Annotated in this window: 7 protein-coding genes; 5 read left to right on the top strand and 2 right to left on the bottom strand. The window is 42.8% G+C overall.

What is annotated here, in order from left to right; all coding sequences use genetic code 11:
- Positions 1-143: 143 nt before the first annotated feature.
- The 3 genes from C8D84_RS03430 to C8D84_RS03420 all read left to right on the top strand — a co-directional run bounded on the left by C8D84_RS03430 (position 144) and on the right by C8D84_RS03420 (position 3,766).
- On the top strand, positions 144-1,547 hold the full coding sequence (locus C8D84_RS03430) for a DASH family cryptochrome (protein ID WP_109590056.1): 1,404 nt from the start codon (positions 144-146) through the stop codon (positions 1,545-1,547).
- 199 nt (positions 1,548-1,746) lie between these two features.
- Positions 1,747-2,988, top strand: a complete 1,242-nt coding sequence (locus C8D84_RS03425; protein WP_087815877.1) for an NnrS family protein — start codon at positions 1,747-1,749, stop codon at positions 2,986-2,988.
- Between the two features lie 268 nt (positions 2,989-3,256).
- On the top strand, positions 3,257-3,766 hold the full coding sequence (locus C8D84_RS03420) for an Rrf2 family transcriptional regulator (RefSeq protein WP_087815879.1): 510 nt from the start codon (positions 3,257-3,259) through the stop codon (positions 3,764-3,766).
- Between the two features lie 94 nt (positions 3,767-3,860).
- Here the strand turns inward: C8D84_RS03420 and C8D84_RS03415 are convergent, their stop codons facing one another.
- Positions 3,861-4,607 carry a hypothetical protein gene (locus tag C8D84_RS03415; protein WP_109590054.1) on the bottom strand — a complete coding sequence of 249 codons (747 nt, stop codon included), beginning with the start codon at positions 4,605-4,607 and terminating at the stop codon, positions 3,861-3,863.
- Positions 4,608-4,908: 301 nt separating this feature from the next.
- Between C8D84_RS03415 and C8D84_RS03410 the strand changes: the two genes are divergently transcribed.
- Positions 4,909-5,700, top strand: a complete 792-nt coding sequence (locus tag C8D84_RS03410; RefSeq protein ID WP_227676062.1) for an ankyrin repeat domain-containing protein — start codon at positions 4,909-4,911, stop codon at positions 5,698-5,700.
- A gap of 136 nt (positions 5,701-5,836) precedes the next feature.
- On the opposite strand, the gene C8D84_RS03405 is transcribed toward C8D84_RS03410, so the two are convergent.
- Positions 5,837-6,826 (bottom strand): dienelactone hydrolase family protein, encoded by a 990-nt coding sequence (locus tag C8D84_RS03405; RefSeq protein WP_109590052.1) that lies wholly within the window; start codon positions 6,824-6,826, stop codon positions 5,837-5,839.
- A 412-nt stretch (positions 6,827-7,238) separates the two neighbouring features.
- On the opposite strand from C8D84_RS03405, the gene C8D84_RS03400 reads away from it, so the two are divergent.
- Positions 7,239-8,438 carry an MFS transporter gene (locus tag C8D84_RS03400; RefSeq protein ID WP_170108259.1) on the top strand — a complete coding sequence of 400 codons (1,200 nt, stop codon included), beginning with the start codon at positions 7,239-7,241 and terminating at the stop codon, positions 8,436-8,438.
- Positions 8,439-8,538: the final 100 nt, after the last annotated feature.

Here is an 8,538-nt window from a genome sequence, read left to right as displayed (position 1 = left end):
GAGACGTTAATGGAGCAAAAAACATTCTCGCGGTCGGGCTTGGCCGTCTTTAGTAGGAATCCCCCTCCTTTGAGGGCGGGGAGGAAGTCAAAGTTTAGACTCAGCTTCAAGTGAGCGCGTTTAACTACTTGGGAATCGAGAGCATGTCAAATCACCAATTAGACAATGCATCAAATAAGTCAGTCAAAAAAGCGGTATTGGTCTTATTTCATAACGATTTGCGCATAGAGGACAATGAAACGTTAGTCAAAGCGGCGACATTGACTAAAAGTAATCAAGGCAACCTGATGCTTATCTATGCTGGTTTTTTGGCTGATTGCATTGAACCGAAAGAGAGCCGTCAAGCTTACCACTTTAATGAGATGGGCGCTGCTCGTCAGCAGTTCTTGTCTGAGAGCTTGGCTGATTTGGATCGATCGCTTCAGCGCCTTGGTAATCGATTGCTGTATCTGTCGCCAAGCTATTCATCAAAGAGTCAGTTGTCACAAGATAAGGTGGAGTCTGCCTTAAACGCCTTTACTCAGTTATGCCAGCTCATTGAGCAGCAACAAGTCACCGATATCTGTGTCAGCCACACGGCAGATTATAATCAAAATAAAGGCTATGCTGCCTTGCAGAGCAAATATCCACAGATAATATGGCACAGGCAATCAACCCATACGCTATTTGCTGATTTACCGACACAAGACCTGCCCAAAAGCTTTACCCAGTTTCGCAAAAAGGTTGAAGCAAGCCATGATTTATTGAATGCTGACGAAGAGGTGGCTGTTTTTCCTACGCCAAAGTCGCTACCGCCAATGCCTGATGCGTTGATAGCGCATAGTAAATACCTTTTTAAAACACAACCATCTGATGAGCAAGCGCTTAGTTTTAAAGGTGGTGAAACAAATGCAATGATTCATTTAACTCACTATTTCGATTCTGCTGCGCCGCGCACTTATAAAACCACACGTAATGCACTGGATGACTGGACGCATTCCACTAAATTCTCGCCTTGGCTGGCAAATGGTTGCTTGTCTGTGAAAATACTATTGAATCGCTTACGTCATTATGAGCGTGAGATTATCGCCAATGAGTCAACGTATTGGATATGGTTTGAGCTGCTGTGGCGCGAGTATTTTTATTGGTATGCGATTGAACATGGTAGCAATCTATTTTTGTTTAAGGGCATTGGTCATGAATTACCAGCTACTCATTTTGACGATCAGCGTTTGCAGCAATGGCAGAATGGCAGCACGCCATATCCTATCGTCAATGCCTGCATGAATCAGCTAAAGCAAACAGGGTATATGTCCAATCGTGGCAGACAAATCGTTGCTAGCTGCTTTATTCATGAGCTGGGTTTAGACTGGCGTTACGGTGCAACCTATTTTGAGCAGCATCTTATCGATTATGATGTCGCGAGTAATTGGGGGAATTGGCAATATCTAGCGGGCGTAGGCGCTGATCCAAGAGGATGTCGGCAATTTAATCTTTGCAAGCAAACCCAGCAATACGATCCCAATGGTGAGTTCATTGATAAATGGCAAGGCGGTCATGTAAGTTAAAGCAGTTTATGGATTTTAGAGCACCAATACTAAATAGCACGTTCTAAACCGCTTAATAGTCTTATTAGCGGTTATTTTTTATGCTAATAGCAAACCGTTATAATGAGTTATAAAATTATCACTATTGTATAACTCATAACATTCATCTAAAATGAATCTTTAGGTTAAACTTTATTCACATGCTTCTAAGAAGACTGCCATGCAATCGATCAACTTACCCAGCAAGCCGCCCAGCTCTCCGCATCCTATTCTGAATTTGAGCTTTCGAATATTTTTTAGTGCTGCCGCGCTATTTGCCGTGATAACGATGCTGCTATGGTCTTTTGTATTTACTGGTCATACAGATATTGACGCACAAGCACTGAACCCATTGTATTGGCACGGTCATGAGATGGTCTATGGTTATGCCTTGGCGGTCATTGCAGGATTTCTCCTCACGGCAGTGAAGACGTGGACAGGGGTAATGATGCCGCATGGTTATAAGCTGCTGGCTATATTTGGCTGTTGGCTGCTGGCACGTTTGAGCTGGGCAGGTTTTGGGCTTGGTATGACGGTTGCGGGTAGCAGTATATCGTTGTTATATATCGCCGCAGTATTTGACTTATTGTTTATCGCTTCGATGGCATTTGTGATATGTCGAGCGGTATTACAGGTCAAGCAGTATAAGCAAATGGGTATCTTAGCGAAACTGGCATTATTGACCGTTGGCAATGGAATCTGCTACTGGGGTATTATCAATGCCGATATGAGTATGACTAAAATAGGTATTTATCTAGGGTTTTATTTAATTATCGGTTTGGTGCTGACCATTGGTCGCCGCGTGGTGCCATTCTTTATTGAACGTGGTCTGAGTCTTGGAACGACGGAAGTCATCAAGTTGCGCAATAGTAAAGTACAGGATATTGCGAGTTTATTGTTTTTCTTAGCGTTTTTTATCAGTGACTTGTTTTATCCTAATCAGTATCTGCTGACTATTACGGCGCTTGGCGTAGCAGTGGTTAATATCGTCCGTTTGGTAGGCTGGTATCATCGCGGTATCTGGCAAAAGCCATTGCTTTGGTCATTATATGTTGCATTTTTGGGCATGTGTTTGAGTTTTCTGCTGTATGCGCTGCAACCATGGTTGGGCTATACTCATAGTATTGCGATGCATGGGCTTGCCATTGCAGGCGTTGGTATGATGACCGTAGCGATGATGACGCGGGTATCGCTTGGTCATACGGGACGCAGCATTCATCAGCCGCCCAAGACGGTGAATATTATGTATGGTCTGATGGTATTGGCATTTGTCAGTCGCGTGCTGTTGCCGCTTGCCGATATGAGTCACTATCTATTATGGATCATGATTGCCCAAGGGGCGTGGATTGCTTGCTTCGTGCTATTTTGCATCAGTTATTTGCCGATGCTGGCACGTCCTAGACCTGATGGTTTGTTTGGTTAGAGCCTGTAGAGCCGTTATAATGCTATCGCCAAAATAATAGGGTATTTATCCAAGTCTATCGACTGATTGTTGATATTTTTAAGTAGATTATTTTGCAAATGTTATAAGGTTTTAAGACCTTTGTTTTCCAGACACTGTTTGTTTGAAATACCGTTTGTTTGAGACACTGACTTTTCAAGACCCTCATTTTCAAACTTATAGAGTTACATTGCTAAAATTTAAGCTGATACATATTTGAAAGATTTATATAAAATAGGAGCGCAAATAAATGCGATTGACCAATTATAGCGATTATGCGCTGCGCTCATTGATTTACTTGGCAGTGAGACCAGAGCCGCCATTACTTGCAAATATCAGTGATATTGCCGACAGTTATGGCATTTCTAAAAGTCATTTGACCAAGATTATTCATCAGTTGGGTCAGCTTGGTTATATAGAAAGTGTGCGTGGTAAAAATGGTGGTATACGTTTGGCTCGTGCGCCAAAAGACATCAATTTGGGTGTATTAATTAAAAAAATAGAGCCGGACTTTGATTTGGTCGAGTGTTTTGCGACACCCGCGAATGATAAGAGTAGTGATGGTCGACAGACTGGTTTGCCTATTACGCTTATTGATGAAACGACAAATAACGCTAGAGGCTGTGTCATTAGCCCAGCATGCCAACTAAAAAGTGTATTCTTTGAAGCATTAACGGCATTTATTAACGTCCTTGAGCGCTATACCTTGGCAGATATCATCAATAACGAAGATGAGCTAGCGTCTTTATTGTTTCGTTAATAACTTTTGATGTTGATGGCGTCATTGCAAAAAAGGGAGCGACCATCTTGGTCACTCCCTTTGTTATGCTTCTAATGTGAGATTATACGGTCAATTAAGCTTTTTCTAATTTTGGACGGGCTTTATCAATGGCTTTTAATAGCGCCACTTCAAATTCACCGTCATTGAATGTCACTAAATAGGAATGTGCGGCGCAGAAATTACGCGCATCGCGCCATTCATGTGCCAAATTGCTTGCCCAATCGCAGTATTGCTTGCCTGCATCGGGCTCATTTTTTAGCGCTTTTTTGGTCGTTGGGTGCAGTATCAGTTCAGGTAATATCGCCTCTAATAACTTCATCGGTGGACTCATAAAGGTATCATCGACGTGCAAGCTTTGACTGGCAGGATGATAGGCTAATAGTGAGCCTGCATGAATCATCTCATTGGGTGAGATATAGTGGATGCCTTGTGACATTGAGAACTTAAGCTCAGGGTAACGCTTGGCGACCGCATCGCTTTCAACCAAGTCATCTGCCCATTGTACTTCAGGTACTTTTTTATGGTGGCGGCGACTGCCATAAAAGGTCGCCTGCGGGAAGTCTTTTGCCATTTGTGCACAGTGCACCGTATGGAATGGGTGGACGTTCAGTACTGCTTCGACATCTTGACCATTATTGGTTAATGCCATCACCTCATCGCGTACGTCACCAGTCAATGAATAACTATCCAAAAATATAAACTTTCCTGAGTTTAACTGTATAAGTGAGCACTGAGTGCCAATGTTTAGAACACCGCCAATGCGAAAAGATCCGCGTATATTCCAAAATCCTGCCCCTAAATCATGAATTTTATCGGTCATTGAAATTATTCCTTAGTGTTTTTATTCGAGTTTTTTAATGTCTCAGCAATTTTAATAATGAATATTTCTTATCAGTAGATGACAACTTATTATAATTGATATCTTATTATGGTGAGTCATGTACCTAAAGTCTGTTATAAAAAAGATGTTGATTGTTAGGTTCAGTGTATAACGTTAAAGTCGGATATAAGCCTATATTACTCGAGGGTCATTGTCATTCATAGCTTATAATTTATAGATTATTATTTAATGAATCTGTATAATATCTCTCACTATTTAATTTGTATTTGAAGGTTGAGTCATGAGATTTTTTGGAAAAATGAGCGCATCAGCGGTTATGGCAACGATGTTATTAGCAGGTTGCTCAAGCCTAAACAATGATAACAGCGTCACTAAAATTGACACTATCCAAGCTGCTCAAACCGCACCAGTCCCACAAGTGGGTTTTCGTTTCAGCACTACTGAGAATTTTGATCTTGCCAATCAAAACAAACTTTCTTGGCGTGTGTTTTATGACAAACCCTCCACAGGTGCAGATGCTACTTGGTTTGACGCCGTAAAACATGGTGATCTAGCCACGGTCAAATACATGGTTAACAATGGTCAAGACTTAGAAGTTAAAGATACAGGTAGCCTTAACCAAACGGCGTTAGGCTGGGCTGCTTTTATCGGCTATGAAGATGTGGTCGATTACTTAGTCAGCAAAGGTGCTGATATCTATGCTAAAGATGACGGTGATGTTTATAACGTCATGAAATCTGCTGTACTGGGAAAAAATACCAATATTGTCAAAAAAGTACATACGTTATTGAATGAAAAAGCGCCTGTGGACTTAAATGATCAGACGGTAGAAAGTGATGGTGAAACCTTGATTATGGTTGCAGCTAGTAATAATCGCCTTGAAACTGTCAACTATTTATTGGCGCAAGGTGCTAATCCAAATCTAGTGGCAACGACCAAAGACAAAAAAATGGGCTCATATAATCAAGGTGCCTATTCATATGCGTGTTCGCGAGATTTGGTTGATATGCAAAAGCTATTAGCCGCCAATGGTGCCGTTAATCATCGCACTGGCAAAGCGAGCTGTGAATAATTGCGTTAATGATTTTATAAAAAAGGCTGCCATTTCGGTAGCCTTTTTCTATGCTAAGCGCTCCTAAGTCAGACGTTGACCAGCGGATCGTTTATAAGTGTCTAGTTTATCAGTGCTTTTCTCATGAGTGCCTCGTTTATGAGCAGTTTTTATAGTCGTAAGCGGATATACGAGGATTGTTGCCATAGTTGTCGTTACTACATAAAAACTGATCAAAGCGGGTATCGCCATTAATATAGCGATGCATCCAAGCAATACCGGGCTTGCTCAGTAATATCTCATTAAAACGATAACTTGGACAAAAATGGCTACCGTTCTTTATCTCAATCTTCATTTTTGCGCCTGTAGCCTTATCATAAAAACGACTGCTGTATTTTTTATTTGAGGCAATACGGTCATTTTGGCAAGTAATGAATAAAGCAGGCGTGTTCATTTCGCCATAGTCTTTATCGTGATAGGGCGTTTGCGGAATAATCGCTCGAACCGTCTGACGTTTTGTCGCTAGCTGGAGCGCGCCGCCGCCGCCCATTGACCAGCCAATAGCACCCAAGCGTGTACTATCTATCTGAGCGCCTACCGTATTGTCACGAAGCATATGATCAAGCGCGGCACTTAACTGCGCCGCACGGCTCTCTGGGTCATCATAAATGGAGTTGGTATCGATGGTAATAACCACAAATCCCCAAGATGCCAAACGCGGCCCCCACCATTTAATAGAAGATTCGTAGGACACATAACCCGGTACTACTGCGATTCCGCCTAACAGACCACAGCCGCCTGCATTGGTTGGATAATAAATAGTTCCGCCACCAAAGCCGTTGGCTAACTGACGAGGAACGGGTTTTTTGGCCACCGAAAAAGGCCCTTTATCACGCGTATCTGAAAGATTAGCCGCTGTAATAATACTGTCGGCGATACAGTTTGACGGCACGGCTGGTGCTGATACAGACGATGTTATTACAACCGCTGACGCTATCGGGGTTGATACTATTTTGGTCGATTGCTCTTTAATTGTGAGCTTGTTAGTTGCGGCTACTTCGTCTAACGTAACTGCCGACGCACTTATAGAAAAAACCAATGCACCTATAGCGACAATCCATTGCGAATAAAAAGGGTATTTGGGCATGATAGAGAGTCTGCTATAGGTGAGTTGGATTTTGCCGCAGGTTATATTTTGTGGGTATAAGTTTTTGTAGATCGCATTTATATATAATAGATCAAAATAATAGTAGACAGTAATCTGCTTGCTGTCAAAAATATACGTCACCTACGCAGTATACAAAGCAGCAATTTTTAGTGTTCAACAGACCCTAAGCATCAATAAAGCAATACCGATAACACACCGAAACCAGAGTCTGGTATTTGGTGTGCTAAAATCATACCTGACGGCTATCCCTAGCATCAGCCATTATTGTCATCATTGTTTTCGTCATTATTTCAGCTATTATCGTCCTATTTCTATTACTCACGCCAGATCATCCGCGTCCAACATAGCCTGTATCCCTGTGAAAAATACCATCAGTAAATCCCAAAATAATATGCCAGAACCTCTATCTACACCAATCAATAATGCAACATCGTGGGTCTTAAAACTCACCATTGGCTTGATTGGGATGTTTGCTTTTTTGCAAGTGTATTCTATTCAGGCCATTTTGCCCGTATTAATGGTAGACCTGTCTGCAACTGAGGTGCAAGCTGGCATGATCGTCGGTGCAACGGTGATGGCGATTGCTATTATGTCGCCATTCTTGGGCATGCTGTCTGACGCTGTGGGGCGTAAATCCTTTATCGTTGGCGCATTATTATTTTTAGCGATACCAACTGCTTTAATTGCCCAAAGTCCGAGTATTGGTTGGATGGGTATGTGGCGGTTTATGCAAGGGTTGTCTGTACCGGGCATTACCGTGGTGACGATTGCTTATATCGGTGAAGAGTTTGAGGGACGCGCTGTCACAGAACTGATGTCGTTCTATGTCTCAGGCTCGGTACTTGGCGGCTTCATGGGGCGATTTTTGCTTGGGCATTTGCACGAGCTTATCGGCTGGCGTGCAGGCTATTATGTGATGGCAGCGATGACCCTTATCGGTGCGCTGTGGGTCGGCAAAATGCTGCCATCGTCACAGCAGTTTGTGGCCAATCCGAATTTTCGTTCCGCGATGCAGACGCTCGGTGAGCATCTAACCAATCGTTATGTGGTGACGGCTTGTCTGCTAGGAGCGTGTGTTTTATTCTCACTCGTGGGTTGTTTTACCTTTATCAATTTACATCTTGCTAAGACGCCATATGAGTTGAATACGGGTGCGCTTGCCAATATTTTTGCCGTTTATTTGATAGGCGTTGTCATCACGCCATTGTCGACGACCTTGCTACGTCGCTTTGGTTCAGCGCGCACAGTGCGCGTGGCTGTTTTCGTTTCTATGATTGGGGTGCTGTTAACGCTAGTAACGCCGTTATGGGGCATTATTATTGGTCTTGCTATTATGTCCTCAGGTGTCTTTATCACCCAAGCTGCTACCATCAGTTATATCGCCGTCAATGTTAAAAAAGGGCGCTCATTGGCGTCTGGTTTATATTACATGGGGTATTATGCTGGCGGTACGATGGGTGCGTGGTTATGCGGTATGGCTTATGCGCGCGGGCAGTGGTCGCTCACAGTATGGCTGCTCTTATTTGTACAGATTTTGGCATTACTGGTTGCCAGTTTTGGCATGATTAAAACAAAATCACGCGCGGCTTGATGGCTGTTTTTGAGCAATTTTCATCAAGCTATTGCAGCTTAGGATGTTTACGTAAGGTTGCTTTACATAGCGTCGATTTTTTCTTACTATCGATATAGCC

The organism is Psychrobacter immobilis (assembly GCF_003148585.1).
Taxonomy (GTDB): Bacteria; Pseudomonadota; Gammaproteobacteria; order Pseudomonadales; family Moraxellaceae; genus Psychrobacter; species Psychrobacter immobilis.
This window is presented reverse-complemented; position numbering and strand designations above follow the sequence as displayed.